This window comes from Streptomyces sp. AC558_RSS880, assembly GCF_019049255.1.
Classification (GTDB): domain Bacteria; phylum Actinomycetota; class Actinomycetes; order Streptomycetales; family Streptomycetaceae; genus Streptomyces.
In genome coordinates this window covers 1-13,996 of record NZ_JAGMUJ010000053.1, presented here as the reverse complement: position 1 = coordinate 13,996, position 13,996 = coordinate 1, and the positions used below count along the sequence as shown (strand labels likewise).

Sequence of the window (13,996 nt, the reverse complement as noted above, 5' to 3'; positions counted from 1 at the left end):
CGGCAGGATGTGCGGCATGCCCAGTGGAGAATCGACGCAAGCGAGCGTCCACGAGCCGGAGCCGGAGCCGGTGCGGCCGACCGAGGAGGACCGGGTCGCCGCGGCCGGCAGCGAGCTGATCGGCGGTCCGCTCGGGCGGCGCGCTCTGACCGGGACCTCCTGGTGGACCCCGGTGCGGGTGATCGCACTCGTGGCGATCGGCATGTTCGTCCTCGGCCTGGTGCAGAAGGCGCCCTGCTACAACGGCGCCTGGTTCTTCGGCGCCAGTTCCCAGTACACGCATGCGTGCTACTCGGACATCCCGCACCTCTACCAGGGGCGCGGCTTCGCCGACGGGCTGGTGCCGTACTTCGACAGGCTCCCCGGGGACATGCAGTACCTCGAGTACCCGGTGCTGACCGGCCTGTTCATGGAGGTCGCCGCCTGGCTCACCCCCGGCAGCGGCAGCATCCAGGACCAGGAGCAGTGGTACTGGATGGTCAACGCCGGGATGTTGATGGCGTGCGCGTCCGTCATCGCGGTCTGTGTGACCCGTACGCACGGGCGGCGGCCCTGGGACGGCCTGCTGGTCGCGCTGGCACCGGCCTTCGCGCTGACCGCGACCATTAACTGGGACCTGCTGGCGGTCGCTCTGACGGCCGCCGCGATGCTGATGTGGTCGCGCGGGCGTTCCCTCGCCTTCGGCGTCCTCCTCGGGCTCGCCACGGCCGCCAAGCTCTACCCCGTGCTGCTGCTCGGGCCGCTGCTGGTGCTGTGCTGGCGCGCGGGACGGTGGCGGGAGTACGGCACGGCCCTCGGTGGCGCGGCCGTCGCCTGGCTCGTCGTGAACGGGCCCGTGATGCTCTTCGCGTTCGACGGCTGGTCGAAGTTCTACACGTTCAGCCAGGAGCGGGGCGTCGACTTCGGGTCCTTCTGGCTGATCCTGGCGCAGAACTCGGACGACCCGCTGAGCACCGACACGGTCAACACGCTCGCCACGGCGCTGATGCTGCTGTGCTGCGCGGGTGTCGCGGCGCTCGCGCTCATGGCTCCCCGCCGGCCGCGTTTCGCCCAGCTCGCCTTCCTGATCGTCGCGGCGTTCATCCTCACCAACAAGGTCTACTCGCCGCAGTACGTCCTGTGGCTGGTGCCGCTGGCGGCCCTAGCCCGGCCGAAGTGGCGGGACTTCCTCGTCTGGCAGGTCTGCGAGGTGGTCTACTTCCTGGGTATCTGGATGTACCTCGCCTACACGACCAGCGGGGACGCCCACAAGGGACTGCCCACCGACGGCTACCACTGGGCGATCGGCGTGCACCTGCTGGGGACGCTCTACCTGTGTGCCATGGTCCTGCGCGACATCCTGATGCCAGAGCGGGACCCGGTGCGCCGGTCCGGTGACGACGACCCCTCGGGCGGGGTGCTGGACGGGGCGGAGGACGTGTTCGTGCTCGGACCCGCGGCTCACCCGGCGCGGCACGCGGCCCACTTCGAGGGGACCCCGGTCGAATGGGGCAGGAAGGAAGCCGCCGGAGGTTCGCTCTGAGCGAACAGTCAAGAGGGTGACGCCCGCTCAGGGCAGAGGAAAGGCCGTACGCGGGAGAACCGTGTACGGCCTTCTCGCTGTCAGCGGTCGAGCAGCCGGTCGAACTGCGTGGTGGTGTGCCGGAGGTGGGCCACCAGTTCCTCGCCCACCTTCGGTTCCGGCGCGTCCGCGGGCACGAACAGGATCGACACCTGCATGTGCGGCGGTTCGGCGAACCAGCGCTGCTTGCCGCCCCAGACGAACGGCGAAAGGTTCCGGTTGACCGTGGCGAGGCCGGCGCGGGCGACGCCCTTGGCGCGCGGCATGACGCCGTGCAGGGCCTTGGGGGCCTCCAGGCCCACCCCGTGCGACGTACCACCCGCCACGACCACCAGATAGCCGTCGGAGGCGGCCTTCTGCTGCCGGTAGCCGAACCGGTCCCCCTTGGCGACGCGGGTGACGTCCAGCACCGCGCCCCGGTACTCGGTGGCCTCGTGGTCCCCCAGCCAGAGCCGGGTGCCGATCCGGGCGCGGAAGCGGGTCTGCGGGAACTGCTGCTGCAGCCGGGCGAGGTCGTCGGCCTTGAGATGGCTCACGAACATGGTGTGCAGCGGGAGACGGGCCGCCCGCAGGCGGTCCATCCAGCCGATGACCTCCTCGACGGCGTCCGAGCCGTCGGTGCGGTCCAGCGGCAGGTGGATGGCGAAGCCCTCCAGCCGGACGTTCTCTATCGCCGAGTGCAGCTGGGGCAGGTCCTGCTCGCTGATGCCGTGCCGCTTCATCGAGGACATCACCTCGATGACCACCCGGGCGCCGACCAGGCCGTACACGCCGTCGACGGACGACACCGAGCGGATGACCCGGTCGGGCAGCGGCACCGGCTCCTCGCCGCGCCGGTACGGCGTCAGCACCAGCAGGTCACCGCCGAACCAGTCCTTGATCCGGGCGGCCTCGTACGTCGTGCCGACCGCGAGGACGTCCGAGCCCAGCCGGGTGGCCTCCTCGGCCAGCCGCTCGTGGCCGAAGCCGTAGCCGTTGCCCTTGCAGACCGGGACCAGCCCAGGGAACTGCTCCTGCACGTGCTTGTGATGCGCCCGCCAGCGCGCGGTGTCGACGTAGAGCGTGAGCGCCATGGCCGGACCTGGAACCTTTCTCGTGGCTGCGGTGTATCAGAGGTATGGGAGCTTATGGAGCCGTCGGAGCGGCGCAACAGGGGTCAGCGGCGCGACATGTAGATGTCGAGCGCCTTGTGGAGCAGCTTGTTCAGCGGGAAGTCCCACTCGCCGAGGTACTCGGCGGCCTGGCCGCCGGTGCCCACCTTGAACTGGATCAGACCGAAGAGGTGGTCGGTCTCGTCCAGCGAGTCGGAGATGCCGCGCAGGTCGTAGACGGTCGCGCCGAGCGCGTAGGCGTCGCGCAGCATCCGCCACTGCATCGCGTTCGAGGGCCGGACCTCGCGGCCGATGTTGTCGGAGGCGCCGTAGGAGTACCAGACGTGCCCGCCGACGATCAGCATCGTCGCCGCGGACAGGTTCACGCCGTTGTGCCGGGCGAAGTACAGCCGCATGCGGTTGGGGTCCTCGGTGTTGAGGGCCGTCCACATGCGCTGGAAGTACGACAGCGGGCGGGGCCGGAAGTGGTCGCGCACGGCCGTGATCTCGTACAGCCGCTGCCACTCGGGCAGATCGTTGTAACCGCCCTGGACGACCTCGACGCCGGCCTTCTCCGCCTTCTTGATGTTGCGGCGCCACAGCTGGTTGAAGTTCTTGTGGACCTCTTCCAGGGCACGGTTGGCCAGCGGCACCTGGTAGACGTAGCGGGGCTGGACGTCTCCGAATCCGGCGCCGCCGTCCTCACCCTGCTGCCAGCCCATACGGCGCAGCTTGTCGGCGACCTCGAAGGCGCGGGGCTCGATGAAGTCGGCCTCCAGGTCGCGCAGGCGCTTCACGTCCTGGTCCTGGATGCCCTTCTTGATGGTCGAGGCCTCCCAGCGCCGGATGATCACCGGCGGGCCCATCTTCACCGAGAACGCGCCCTGCTGCTTCAGATGGGCGAGCATCGGCTCGATCCACTCCTGAAGATTCGGCGCGAACCAGTTGATGACCGGGCCCTCGGGCAGATAGGCGAGGTAGCGCTTGATCTTGGGCAGCTGCCGGTAGAGGACGAGACCGGCACCGACCAGCTCACCGGTCCGGTCGTCGAACCAGCCGAGGTTCTCCGAGCGCCATTCCGCCTTGACATCGGCCCAGGCCGGGACCTGCATGTGACTCGCCGACGGCAGGCTCTGGATGTAGGCCAGATGCTGCTCTCGGCTGATGGTCCTCAGGGTCAGGCTCATTCGGGGCGCTCCTCGGGCTGGTGTGTCCCCATGGGTTCAGGGGCTCCGGCTCTCGCGCGAAGCCTACTGCGCCTCGGGGGCGCCCCGGTTGGGCGCACGGGACCTTCGCCCCGGCCCGTCGCCGGCCGGGGCGTTCGGTGGTGTTCGAAAAAGAGTGGTGTCCGACGTCAGTCGAAGAGCCCGCCGAAGAGGCCCCCGTGCGCCATGCCCAGGAAGAACCCGACCGCCGCGGCACCGAGGCCCAGGACGAGGCCGAAGCGCTCGCGGGTCGTCACCGAGATCCATTGGCCGTACGCGCCGATGAGGATCCCCACCAGGCCGGTCCAGGAGCTGAGCAGGTGCAGATGGTGGAACATCGCCGTGATGAAGGACGTGATGCCCAGCACCAGGGTCACCGCCATGAGGGTGTCCTGGAGCGGGTGGGACTTGCCGTCCGTGGCGAAAAGGCCTCCGGTGGTGTTGGGTCGCAATGCCTGTGCCATGGGGCACCTCCTGCGAAAGGCGGCGGATCGTAGCGCCGTACACACCCGATGTGTACAGATTGACTGTCCCCGCGGCCGGATTTCAACCGGAAGCTGCTGTGCGGGTACTCTGTACCGTCCGCACCGGTGTCTGTCCGGACAGAGCCAGGCGAGTCGAGGAAGGGCCACGGTCCGTCCCGGCCGACCTGGGAGATCGCCGCCCGGCCTCGATTGTCAGTGGCGGCTGTTTTACTGACAGGCATCGTTGCAGCAACGCATCACGACCCTCCTGCCACGGAACGACCGTGGCCGCTGAGTCCAAAGGAGGTGGGTTCCACATGCGTCACTACGAGGTGATGGTCATCCTCGACCCCGACACCGAGGAGCGCGCTGTCTCCCCGCTGATCGAGAACTTCCTCTCTGTCGTCCGTGACGGCGGCGGAAAGGTCGAGAAGGTCGACACCTGGGGCCGTCGTCGTCTCTCGTACGAGATCAAGAAGAAGCCCGAGGGCATCTACTCGGTCATCGACCTGCAGGCCGAGCCTGCGGTCGTCAAGGAGCTCGACCGCCAGATGAACCTGAACGAGTCGGTCCTCCGGACCAAGGTCCTCCGCCCCGAGACCCACTGAGCTCTTCCGCTCAGCTGGTCCCGGGACCCGAGTAGCAGCACAAGCAGCCAGCAGCAAACCCGCCGAGAGGTTCCCCATGGCAGGCGAGACCGTCATCACGGTCGTCGGCAATCTTGTCGACGACCCCGAGCTGCGCTTCACCCCGTCCGGTGCGGCCGTCGCGAAGTTCCGTGTCGCGTCGACTCCCCGCACCTTCGACCGTCAGACGAACGAGTGGAAGGACGGCGAGAGCCTGTTCCTGACCTGCTCGGTCTGGCGTCAGGCGGCGGAGAACGTCGCCGAGTCGCTCCAGCGAGGCATGCGCGTCATCGTGCAGGGCCGGCTGAAGCAGCGGTCCTACGAGGACCGTGAGGGCGTCAAGCGCACGGTCTACGAGCTGGACGTCGAGGAAGTCGGCGCCAGCCTGCGCAACGCCACGGCCAAGGTCACCAAGACCACCGGTCGCGGTGGCCAGGGTGGCGGCGGCTACGGCGGCGGTGGCGGCCAGGGTGGCGGCGGCTGGGGCGGCGGCCCCGGCGGTGGCCAGCAGGGCGGCGGCGCTCCCGCCGACGACCCGTGGGCGACCGGCGCTCCCGCCGGTGGCCAGCAGGGTGGCGGCGGCGGTGGCTGGGGCGGTGGCTCCGGCGGCAGCGGCGGCGGCTACTCGGACGAGCCCCCCTTCTAGGCGGGCCGTACCCACACTTCTTGATCACACAGGAGAAACATCATGGCGAAGCCGCCTGTGCGCAAGCCTAAGAAGAAGGTCTGCGCATTCTGCAAGGACAAGGTCACGTACGTGGACTACAAGGACACGAACATGCTGCGGAAGTTCATTTCCGACCGCGGCAAGATCCGTGCCCGCCGCGTGACCGGCAACTGCACGCAGCACCAGCGTGACGTCGCCACGGCCGTCAAGAACAGCCGTGAGATGGCGCTGCTGCCCTACACCTCCACCGCGCGATAAGGGAAGGGTGACCGACTCATGAAGATCATCCTCACCCACGAGGTCTCCGGCCTCGGTGCCGCGGGCGACGTCGTCGACGTCAAGGACGGTTACGCTCGCAACTACCTGGTTCCGCGGAAGCTCGCGATCCGCTGGACCAAGGGTGGCGAGAAGGACGTCGAGCAGATCCGCCGTGCTCGCAAGATCCACGAGATCCAGACCATCGAGCAGGCCAACCAGGTGAAGGCCCAGCTCGAGGGCGTCAAGGTCCGCCTGGCCGTCCGCTCCGGCGACGCCGGTCGTCTCTTCGGTTCCGTCACCCCGGCCGACATCGCTTCGGCGATCAAGTCCGCCGGTGGTCCCGAGGTCGACAAGCGCCGCATCGAGCTGGGCTCGCCGATCAAGACGCTGGGCGCCCACGAGACGTCCGTGCGTCTGCACCCCGAGGTGGCCGCCAAGGTCAGCATCGAGGTCGTCGCCGGCTGAGTGCCGCGCTCGCTGAAGCAGTGAGCATGGGGGCCGCACCCTTCGGGGTGCGGCCCCCATCGCCGTGTTCCACGTGAAACGGTCAGCGTGCGGCACCCGTGACGATCCAGCGGCCGGAGCGAGTACGGAGCCACAGGGTCAGCATCCGCACGGTCATCATGAGCGTCATCGTGGCCCACAGCGCGGTGAGTCCGCCCCCGAGCGAGGGAACCAGCAGGGCGGCGGGAGTGAACACCGCGAGGGTCAGCAGCATCGCCCAGGCCAGATACGGTCCGTCGCCCGCGCCCATCAGGACCCCGTCCAGGACGAAGACGATGCCGCAGATCGGCTGGGACAACGCCACCAGCACCAGGGCGGGCAGGGCAGCGTCCGTGACCGTGGCGTCACTGGTGAACAGGGGCAGGAAGACCGGTCGGGCGAGCACCACCAGGACGCCGAGGACGACACCGACCGCGATGCCCCACTCGACCATGCGGCGGCATGCCTCACGGGCACCCCGGACGTCGCCGGCACCCAGATAACGCCCGATGATGGCCTGCCCGGCGATGGCGATGGCGTCCAGCGCGAAGGCGAGCAGGCTCCACAGGGAGAGGATGATCTGGTGGGCCGCGATGTCGGAGTCGCCGAGACGTGCGGCGACGGCTGTCGTGATCATCAGGATCGCCCGGAGTGAGAGGGTGCGCACCAGCAGCGGAACGCCCGCTTGGGCGGACGCCCTGATGCCCGCGGCGTCCGGCCGCAGCGATGCCCCGTGCCTGCGCGCCCCGCGCAGCACCACGGCCAGATAGACCGCGGCCATGCCGCACTGGGCGATGACGGTGCCCCAGGCGGAGCCCGCGATGCCGAGGCCGGCGCCGTAGACCAGCGCGACATTGAGCACACCGTTGGCGATGAAGCCGGCGAGGGCGACGTAGAGCGGTGTCCTGGTGTTCTGCAGTCCGCGGAGGACACCGGTCGCGGCGAGCACGATCAGCATGGCCGGTATGCCGAGTGCGGAGATCCGCAGATAGGTGGTCGCGTAGGGGGCCGCTGTGTCGGAGGCGCCGAAGAGGTCCACGAGGGCGGGTGCCGTGGGCAGGACGACGGCCATGACGGTGGCGCCGAGGAGCAGGGCCAGCCAGATTCCGTCGATGCCCTGGCGGATGGCCGACGGGAGGTCGCCGGCTCCGACGCGCCGGGCTACGGCGGCCGTGGTGGCGTAGGCCAGGAAGACGAAGACGCTGACGGCGGTCATCAGGAGGGCCGAGGCGACGCCGAGACCGGCGAGCTGTGCCGTGCCCAGATGGCCGACGATGGCGCTGTCCGCCATGACGAAGAGCGGCTCGGCGACGAGGGCGCCGAAGGCGGGGACTGCCAGCATGACGATCTCGCGGTCATGCTGCCGTCGAGCGGCTCCGGGCCGCGCGGGGGCCTGTGTCATGTGCACCAATCTAATCGTCCACAGGTAAGAGATGCAAAGCTTTGGAGACCCTTACTTTGTGGCTCTGGGTGTGGGCTTGCGTACACCGCATGAACCGATCTTGATCCGACTGGGAAACTTTTTCTTCTGCACAGCCGGTGGACGATGAACTCGCAGGTCAAAGCCTTGTCGGCGTCAAAGGTGCGGGCTTGTTCACAGGGCTGTCCACCGGCTCGTGCACAGGTTTCGCCGAGTTCTCCACAGCATTGGGCCGGTCGTCCACATGGCCTGTGGATAACCAGATTGGCTGTCGGTGCCGACGGGCCTACGGTGGTCCGGCGCTCGCTCCGTCCACCGGTTTCAGAAACGCCACAAATCCGGCGCACGACAACTGGAGTTGGGCCTCTTATCTGTCAGTGCCGTGCCGTAGAACAGAGAGGCACGGCGAGGTCCGTTCCGGCGGACGGGAGGAGGTGGCTCGGTGAGCATTTCCGAGCCCTTGGACGACCCGTGGGCCGAGAGCGGACCCAGTGATCGTCTGCCCGCTTCCCGGCGCCGCGAGGACCGGGGCAGGGGCCGCGACGAGCAGCACGACCGCGGCCGGGACAACGGTGTGTGGGACGGCGGAGGCTCCGCGTTCGAAAGGGTGCCGCCGCAGGACCTCGAGGCCGAGCAGTCCGTGCTGGGCGGCATGCTGCTGTCCAAGGACGCCATCGCCGACGTCGTCGAGGTCCTCAAGGGCCACGACTTCTACAAGCCGGCCCACGAGACCATCTACACGGCCATCCTCGACGTCTACGCCAAGGGCGAGCCGGCCGACCCCATCACCATCGCCGCGGAGCTGACCAAGCGCGGTGAGATCAACAAGGTCGGCGGGGCCTCGTATCTGCACAACCTCGTCCAGACGGTGCCCACGGCGGCCAACGCGGCCTACTACGCGGAGATCGTGCACGAGCGTGCCGTGCTGCGCCGCCTGGTCGAGGCCGGCACGCGCATCACGCAGATGGGATACGCGGCCGACGACGACGTCGACGAGATCGTCAACCGCGCGCAGGCGGAGATCTACGCGGTCACCGAGCAGCGCACCAGCGAGGACTACCTGCCGCTCGGCGACATCATGGAGGGCGCGCTCGACGAGATCGAGGCGATCGGATCGCGCAGCGGCGAGATGACCGGGGTGCCCACCGGGTTCACCGACTTCGACTCGCTCACCAACGGCCTGCACCCGGGACAGATGATCGTCATCGCCGCGCGTCCCGCGATGGGCAAGTCGACGCTCGCCCTGGACTTCGCGCGGGCCGCCTCCATCAAGAACAACCTGCCGAGTGTCATCTTCTCGCTCGAGATGGGGCGCAACGAGATCGCGATGCGCCTGCTGTCCGCCGAGGCCCGGGTCGCCCTGCACCACATGCGCTCCGGCACGATGACCGACGAGGACTGGACCCGCCTGGCGCGCCGGATGCCGGACGTCTCGGCGGCACCGCTCTACATCGACGACTCCCCGAACCTGTCGATGATGGAGATCCGCGCCAAGTGCCGTCGCCTCAAGCAGCGCAATGACCTGAAGCTGGTCGTCATCGACTACCTCCAGCTGATGCAGTCCGGCGGTAAACGGTCCGAGAGCCGTCAGCAGGAGGTCTCGGACATGTCCCGTAACCTCAAGCTGCTCGCCAAGGAGCTGGAGATCCCGGTCATCGCGCTCTCCCAGCTCAACCGTGGCCCCGAGCAGCGCACGGACAAGAAGCCGATGGTCTCCGACCTGCGTGAGTCCGGTTCCATCGAGCAGGACGCCGACATGGTCATCCTGCTGCACCGCGAGGACGCCTACGAGAAGGAGTCCCCGCGCGCGGGTGAGGCGGACCTGATCGTGGCGAAGCACCGTAACGGTCCGACGGCCACGATCACGGTCGCCTTCCAGGGCCACTACTCGCGCTTCGTGGACATGGCACAAACCTGATCCGTTCCTGCTGAACTGAGGGCATGACGACACCTCATCAGGAAGAACTGCTGCCCGGTACGCGGCGGGCGCTGCTGCACAGGATCGCCGTCGCCCAGAGCGAAGGACGCGCGCCGTCACTCGTCGCGGCCGTGGTGCGGGGCGGGAAGGCCGTGTGGACGGGAGCGCGGACGTCGGTGGAAGGACATGCTCCGGACGAGCACGTGCAGTACCGGATCGGTTCGATCACCAAGACCTTCACCGCCGTTCTGGTGCTCCGGCTGCGTGACGAGGGAGCGCTCGATCTCGCCGACCCGCTGGAGAAGCACCTGCCGGACACGGGCGTGGGCGGGGCGACCGTCGCCGAACTGCTCGCCCACAGCGGCGGGCTGGCCGCCGAGACCCCCGGGCCCTGGTGGGAACGGACCCCCGGGTCCCTGCGTCCAGGCCTCGCCGACGTGCTGGGCGAGCGGCCCCTGGTGCACCCCGTCGGCCGGCGGTTCCACTACTCGAACCCCGGATACGCGTTGCTCGGCGCCCTGGTCGAGAAGCTGCGCGGTGCCCCGTGGGAGGAGGTGCTTCGGCGGGAAGTACTCGCACCTCTGGGCCTGCGTCGCACGACTGTGCGCGCGGAAGCGCCGCACGCGGGTGGCTGGGCGGTGCATCCGTGGGCCGATGTGATGCTGCCCGAGCCCTTGGAGGATCTCGGGGTGATGGCGCCCGCCGGACAACTGTGGTCCACCGCAGGTGATCTGGCGCGCTTCGCCGCCTTCCTGGTCGAGGGCGACGAACGGGTGCTGAGCGCCGAGTCGTTGCGGGAGATGAGGACACCGGCCGCGCCGGTCGAGGCGGCGGACGTGGCGAGCGGCTACGCGTACTGCCTGGGCATGGAGATCCGTCACCAGCACGGACGCTCCCTCGTCGGGCACACGGGTTCGCTGCCGGGCTTCCTCGCCTGCCTCACGATCAGCGTGGCGGACGACGTGGGCGCGGTGGTCCTGGCCAACTGCACGTCCGGGCCAGCGCCGTTCACGGTCGCGGCCGACCTCGTCCGGATCGTCGCCGAGGCGGAACCGCGTATCCCGGCTCCCTGGCAGCCGCTGCGAGAGGCGGATCCGGCGGCACTGGAGCTGGTGGGGCAGTGGTACTGGGGGACGTCCGCGTTCGCGCTCCGGCTCTCGGCCGACGGCCTCGTCTCGTTGGAGCCGTTGTCCGGCAACGGCCGACGCTCGCGTTTCCGCCCGACGGAGGACGGCACCTGGGTGGGCCTGGAGGGCTACTACGCCGGAGAACTCCTGAAGCCCGTACGGCGGTCGGACGGGGCGCTGAGCCATCTCGACCTGGGCTCGTTCGTGTTCACGCGTCAGCCGTACGACGAGGGGGCTCCTGTGCCGGGCGGCGTGGATCCGGAGGGATGGCGGGGTATCGGCTAGCTCCCGGCCGCCAGGGAGTGGACGCGGGTCCTGTTTCACGTGGAACAGGACCCGGCCCCTTCGTCACAGCGGCAGTTTGAAGCCCACGTGGGAGGCCGTGAAGCCGAGTCGCTCGTAGAAGCGGTGGGCAGCGGTCCGGGTGTTGTCGGAGGTCAGCTGGACCAGTTGGCAGCCCTCGCGGCGGGACGCGTCGATCGCCCACTCGACGAGCCGGCTTCCCAGTCCGCTGCCGCGCTCGTCCGCGTGGACGCGGACCGCTTCGATGATCGACCGGGTGGCGCCGCGGCGGGAGAGTCCGGGAACGACCGTGAGCTGAAGCGTGCCGACGACGCGTCCTTCGCGGACCGCGACGACCAGGTGCTGGTTCGGGTCGGCGCTGAGCCGCTCCAGGGCGGACAGGTACGGGCTGAGGTCGTCCGGCGACTCGCGCTGCGCGCCCAGGGGGTCGTCCGCGAGCATGCCGACGATCGCGGGAACGTCGTCGGCGACCGCGGCCCGTATCTCCAGATCTTCCATGCCGGCACCCTACGCGGGCACCGGCGCCTTCAGTGTCTCCACGGCCCGGACCAGGGGAGCGAGGTCGGGGTTCTCCGCCGCCGTGTCGAGGGCTTCGCGCAGGGCCGTGTCGTTGGTCGGCCGTGCCTCACCCAGCAGCTTGAGACCGGCCTCGGTGACGTTGGTGTAGATACCCCGGCGGTCGGTGGGGCACAGGTAGCGCTCCAGCAGTCCGCGGTCCTCGAGACGGGTGACCAGGCGCGTGGTGGCGCTCTGGCTGAGCACGACCGCGTCGGCGACCTGCTTCATCTGCAGATGGCCCCCGTCGCCGTCGTGCTGCCGGCTCAGTACGTCGAGCAGGGAGTACTCCCGCACGCTCAGGTCGTGCCGGGCCTGAAGGACGCGCTCGATGTGGGCCTCGATCCTCCCGTGCAGCAGGGAGAGTGCGCACCAGCCCTGAGCGAGGGCGGTGAGCGCGGGGTCCGTGGCTGTCATGGGCGTTTCCTCCGTCCAGGAGCTGCTGACACCAGGGTAGAGCAAGGCCGCAATATACGGCGCTTGCAAGTAGCCAGCGTCTGCAATTATTGTCGAGGCACGCAAAGCGCTCCTGCAATCGTCTGGGAAGGTCTCTCCCCCATGCCTCTCGCGCTTCTGGCCCTCGCGATCGGGGCCTTCGGGATCGGAACCACGGAGTTCGTGATCATGGGCTTGCTGCCCGAGGTCGCGGGTGACTTCGGTGTCTCCATCCCCACCGCCGGCTATCTGGTGACCGGCTACGCGCTGGGCGTCATGTTCGGCGCCCCGCTGATGACCGTGCTCGGCACCAGGGTCTCCCGCAAGCGGATGCTGATGCTGCTGATGGGACTGTTCATCGCGGGGAACCTGCTCTCCGCGCTGGCCCCGTCCTTCGGCCTCATGCTGACCGGGCGGGTGGTCGCCTCGCTGGCGCACGGCGCCTTCTTCGGTATCGGCTCGGTGGTCGCGGCCGACCTGGTCGCCCCGGACAAGAAGGCCGGAGCCATCGCCCTGATGTTCACCGGACTGACCGTCGCCAATGTCGTCGGCGTTCCGCTGGGCACGCTCGTCGGCCAGTCCATCGGCTGGCGGGTCACCTTCGGCATCGTCGCCGCCCTCGGCGTCGTCGGCCTGGCCGGCATCGCCAGGCTCGTCCCCGACATGCCCAAGGCCGAGGGCGTGCGGCTACGTCACGAACTGGCCGCCCTGAAGAACGTCCAGGTCCTGCTCGCCATGGCGATGACCGTCCTGGGATTCGGTGGCGTCTTCGCGGCCATCACCTACATCGCGCCGATGATGACGCGCGTCGCCGGCTTCGCCGACGGCTCCGTGACCTGGCTGCTGGTCCTCTTCGGCCTCGGCATGGTCGGCGGCAACCTCATCGGCGGCAGGTACGCGGACCGTGCCCTGATGCCCATGCTGTACCTCTCCCTGGGCGCCCTCGCCGTCGTCCTCGCGCTCTTCACCCTGACCGCGCACAACAAGATCGCCGCCGCCGTCACCATCGCCCTCATCGGCGCCCTGGGATTCGCCACGGTGCCGCCCCTGCAGAAGCGGGTCCTCGACCAGGCGCACGGCGCCCCCACCCTGGCCTCGGCCCTGAACATCGGCGCCTTCAACCTCGGCAACGCGCTGTCCGCCTGGCTCGGCGGCCTCGTGATCGGGGCCGGCCTCGGCTACACCGCACCCAACTGGGTCGGTGCCGTTCTCGCCGCGAGTGCCCTGGTGCTGGCGTTCGTCTCGGCCGCTCTCGAGCGCCGCGACACCCCGCCCGGCACCGTGCTCGCCGACCCGATGCTCACCGAGCGGCGGACCGTCGTCTCCCACTGACCCACAGGACCGGCAGACGCGGGGCCAGGGCCGTCCCTCCGTCCGCCGGTTCCCCACCCGGAACCACCGACATCACCGAGTACCGCAAGGAGAACCCCCCCTCATGAGCACCACCACCGCCGTCACCCCGCTCACCACCGCGGAGGCCGAAGCCCTGGTCAGCGCGGCGTATCAGGCCGCGGACGCGGCCGGCGTCACGGTCAGCGTCACCGTCCTCGACGCGGGCGGGCATCTGCTCGCCTTCCGCCGGGACGACCGTGCCGTGCTGATCTCCGGGGAGACCAGCACCCGCAAGGCGTACACCGCGCTCCAGCTGAACGCGCCGACCGCCGACCTCGTGGACGCCGTGCAGCCCGGAGGCCTCTTCCACACCCTGCCCACCGCACTTGACCGGCCGCTGCTGTTCATTGCCGGAGGCGTACCCGTCCGGCGCGACGGCCGGCTGATCGGCGCGATCGGTGTCGGCGGTGGCGCCCCGGAGCAGGACCATGCCTTCGCCACGGCCGCCGTGGAGTCCCTCGTCTGACGGCAACGCTCACCGGACGCGACGG

Annotated in this window: 15 protein-coding genes; 9 read left to right on the top strand and 6 right to left on the bottom strand. The window is 69.3% G+C overall.

Annotated features, from left to right (window positions below):
- The first annotated feature begins 7 nt into the window (after nt 1-7).
- Nucleotides 8-1,522: a glycosyltransferase family 87 protein gene (locus tag KUM38_RS19695; RefSeq protein WP_217130718.1), complete on the top strand. Its 1,515-nt coding sequence runs from the start codon at nt 8-10 to the stop codon at nt 1,520-1,522.
- 80 nt (nt 1,523-1,602) lie between these two features.
- Here KUM38_RS19695 and KUM38_RS19690 read toward each other — a convergent pair whose 3' ends face one another.
- From KUM38_RS19690 to KUM38_RS19680, 3 genes are all read right to left on the bottom strand, one after another.
- Entirely contained in the window at nt 1,603-2,634 is a 1,032-nt protein-coding gene (locus tag KUM38_RS19690) for an alanine racemase (RefSeq protein ID WP_217130717.1), read from the bottom strand.
- Nucleotides 2,635-2,717: 83 nt separating this feature from the next.
- Nucleotides 2,718-3,839 (bottom strand): peptidoglycan bridge formation glycyltransferase FemX, encoded by a 1,122-nt coding sequence (gene femX / locus KUM38_RS19685; protein ID WP_217130716.1) that lies wholly within the window; start codon nt 3,837-3,839, stop codon nt 2,718-2,720.
- Nucleotides 3,840-4,006: 167 nt separating this feature from the next.
- Nucleotides 4,007-4,321, bottom strand: a complete 315-nt coding sequence (locus KUM38_RS19680; RefSeq protein ID WP_217130715.1) for a hypothetical protein — start codon at nt 4,319-4,321, stop codon at nt 4,007-4,009.
- Nucleotides 4,322-4,638: 317 nt separating this feature from the next.
- Here KUM38_RS19680 and rpsF point away from each other — a divergent pair, with 317 nt between their 5' ends.
- The 4 genes from rpsF to rplI all read left to right on the top strand — a co-directional run bounded on the left by rpsF (nt 4,639) and on the right by rplI (nt 6,337).
- Nucleotides 4,639-4,929 carry a 30S ribosomal protein S6 gene (gene rpsF / locus KUM38_RS19675; protein WP_004929252.1) on the top strand — a complete coding sequence of 97 codons (291 nt, stop codon included), beginning with the start codon at nt 4,639-4,641 and terminating at the stop codon, nt 4,927-4,929.
- Nucleotides 4,930-5,005: 76 nt separating this feature from the next.
- Nucleotides 5,006-5,593: a single-stranded DNA-binding protein gene (locus KUM38_RS19670; RefSeq protein WP_217130714.1), complete on the top strand. Its 588-nt coding sequence runs from the start codon at nt 5,006-5,008 to the stop codon at nt 5,591-5,593.
- A 42-nt stretch (nt 5,594-5,635) separates the two neighbouring features.
- On the top strand, nt 5,636-5,872 hold the full coding sequence (rpsR, locus tag KUM38_RS19665; protein ID WP_003949403.1) for a 30S ribosomal protein S18: 237 nt from the start codon (nt 5,636-5,638) through the stop codon (nt 5,870-5,872).
- 18 nt (nt 5,873-5,890) lie between these two features.
- Entirely contained in the window at nt 5,891-6,337 is a 447-nt protein-coding gene (rplI, locus tag KUM38_RS19660; RefSeq protein ID WP_217130713.1) for a 50S ribosomal protein L9, read from the top strand.
- An 82-nt stretch (nt 6,338-6,419) separates the two neighbouring features.
- Here rplI and KUM38_RS19655 read toward each other — a convergent pair whose 3' ends face one another.
- A complete protein-coding gene (locus tag KUM38_RS19655) occupies nt 6,420-7,757 on the bottom strand; it encodes an MATE family efflux transporter (RefSeq protein ID WP_217130712.1) in 1,338 nt (445 codons plus the stop codon).
- 460 nt (nt 7,758-8,217) lie between these two features.
- On the opposite strand from KUM38_RS19655, the gene dnaB reads away from it, so the two are divergent.
- Both dnaB and KUM38_RS19645 read left to right on the top strand, forming a co-directional pair.
- Nucleotides 8,218-9,693, top strand: coding sequence for a replicative DNA helicase (dnaB, locus tag KUM38_RS19650; protein ID WP_217130711.1), 1,476 nt, complete (start codon nt 8,218-8,220; stop codon nt 9,691-9,693).
- Nucleotides 9,694-9,716: 23 nt separating this feature from the next.
- Nucleotides 9,717-11,105 carry a serine hydrolase gene (locus KUM38_RS19645; RefSeq protein WP_217130710.1) on the top strand — a complete coding sequence of 463 codons (1,389 nt, stop codon included), beginning with the start codon at nt 9,717-9,719 and terminating at the stop codon, nt 11,103-11,105.
- 63 nt (nt 11,106-11,168) lie between these two features.
- On the opposite strand, the gene KUM38_RS19640 is transcribed toward KUM38_RS19645, so the two are convergent.
- Nucleotides 11,169-11,621 (bottom strand): GNAT family N-acetyltransferase, encoded by a 453-nt coding sequence (locus tag KUM38_RS19640; protein ID WP_217130709.1) that lies wholly within the window; start codon nt 11,619-11,621, stop codon nt 11,169-11,171.
- A gap of 9 nt (nt 11,622-11,630) precedes the next feature.
- Complete coding sequence (locus KUM38_RS19635; protein WP_217130708.1) at nt 11,631-12,095, bottom strand: MarR family winged helix-turn-helix transcriptional regulator; 465 nt, start codon at nt 12,093-12,095, stop codon at nt 11,631-11,633.
- A gap of 141 nt (nt 12,096-12,236) precedes the next feature.
- Between KUM38_RS19635 and KUM38_RS19630 the strand changes: the two genes are divergently transcribed.
- Nucleotides 12,237-13,445, top strand: coding sequence for an MFS transporter (locus KUM38_RS19630; RefSeq protein WP_217130707.1), 1,209 nt, complete (start codon nt 12,237-12,239; stop codon nt 13,443-13,445).
- 103 nt (nt 13,446-13,548) lie between these two features.
- Nucleotides 13,549-13,971 (top strand): heme-binding protein, encoded by a 423-nt coding sequence (locus KUM38_RS19625; RefSeq protein WP_217130706.1) that lies wholly within the window; start codon nt 13,549-13,551, stop codon nt 13,969-13,971.
- Nucleotides 13,972-13,996 lie beyond the last annotated feature (25 nt).

Bases quoted from the DNA above. Each gene is read 5' to 3' on its own strand.
- KUM38_RS19695 (WP_217130718.1), top strand. From the start codon at position 8: ATGTGCGGCATGCCCAGTGGAGAATCGACGCAAGCGAGCGTCCACGAG.
- KUM38_RS19690 (WP_217130717.1), bottom strand. From the start codon at position 2,634: ATGGCGCTCACGCTCTACGTCGACACCGCGCGCTGGCGGGCGCATCAC.
- femX (WP_217130716.1), bottom strand. From the start codon at position 3,839: ATGAGCCTGACCCTGAGGACCATCAGCCGAGAGCAGCATCTGGCCTAC.
- KUM38_RS19680 (WP_217130715.1), bottom strand. From the start codon at position 4,321: ATGGCACAGGCATTGCGACCCAACACCACCGGAGGCCTTTTCGCCACG.
- rpsF (WP_004929252.1), top strand. From the start codon at position 4,639: ATGCGTCACTACGAGGTGATGGTCATCCTCGACCCCGACACCGAGGAG.
- KUM38_RS19670 (WP_217130714.1), top strand. From the start codon at position 5,006: ATGGCAGGCGAGACCGTCATCACGGTCGTCGGCAATCTTGTCGACGAC.
- rpsR (WP_003949403.1), top strand. From the start codon at position 5,636: ATGGCGAAGCCGCCTGTGCGCAAGCCTAAGAAGAAGGTCTGCGCATTC.
- rplI (WP_217130713.1), top strand. From the start codon at position 5,891: ATGAAGATCATCCTCACCCACGAGGTCTCCGGCCTCGGTGCCGCGGGC.
- KUM38_RS19655 (WP_217130712.1), bottom strand. From the start codon at position 7,757: ATGACACAGGCCCCCGCGCGGCCCGGAGCCGCTCGACGGCAGCATGAC.
- KUM38_RS19645 (WP_217130710.1), top strand. From the start codon at position 9,717: ATGACGACACCTCATCAGGAAGAACTGCTGCCCGGTACGCGGCGGGCG.
- KUM38_RS19640 (WP_217130709.1), bottom strand. From the start codon at position 11,621: ATGGAAGATCTGGAGATACGGGCCGCGGTCGCCGACGACGTTCCCGCG.
- KUM38_RS19635 (WP_217130708.1), bottom strand. From the start codon at position 12,095: ATGACAGCCACGGACCCCGCGCTCACCGCCCTCGCTCAGGGCTGGTGC.
- KUM38_RS19630 (WP_217130707.1), top strand. From the start codon at position 12,237: ATGCCTCTCGCGCTTCTGGCCCTCGCGATCGGGGCCTTCGGGATCGGA.
- KUM38_RS19625 (WP_217130706.1), top strand. From the start codon at position 13,549: ATGAGCACCACCACCGCCGTCACCCCGCTCACCACCGCGGAGGCCGAA.